This window comes from Mesorhizobium sp. M2A.F.Ca.ET.042.01.1.1, from assembly GCF_003997405.1.
Lineage (GTDB): Bacteria > Pseudomonadota > Alphaproteobacteria > Rhizobiales > Rhizobiaceae > Mesorhizobium.
The window spans coordinates 1-449 of sequence record NZ_RZRX01000653.1; the positions used below are offsets into that span (position 1 = coordinate 1).

Genomic DNA, 449 nt, shown 5'->3' on the forward strand with positions numbered 1-449 from the left:
CCCCTGGCATAGGGCAGGCCGGCCTCGTGGAAGATTTCCGCCGTGCCGACCCAGAGGATCGGCAGGCCCTGCTTCTCCTTGAGGATCAGGCTCACGAGCGAAAGCGCGAAGCCGGCGACCGCGCCGGCATCGCGGGTCTCCAGCCCATGGATCTCGCTGAGCGCCGCCCGGGGCAGGCCGCCGCCAAGGGCGGTGTCGAGGCGTTCGATGCCGGTATGCAGGAAGGCATCCGGCGAGGCCACCGCGAGGCCGCGCCGGACAAGCGTCATATCCGACTTGGCGGCATCCGCAGGGGCAGCAACCGGCGCCTGCAGGCGCTCGGGCAGCGTTCCCTCGATCTTCGCGATCTGGCGGCGCAGGGCAAAAACAGTGTCCCGCGCCACGGCGCTCATCGCCATGACGTTCACTTCCGGCAGCAAGTGTTCCTGTTATGTTCTTATAGATTCCAG

1 pseudogene is annotated in these 449 nt (G+C 67.5%); it reads right to left on the reverse strand.

Going from position 1 to position 449, the window contains the following annotated elements:
- Positions 1–398 (reverse strand): annotated as a pseudogene (locus EOA23_RS35390) (hypothetical protein); the annotation flags it as partial.
- Positions 399–449: the final 51 nt, after the last annotated feature.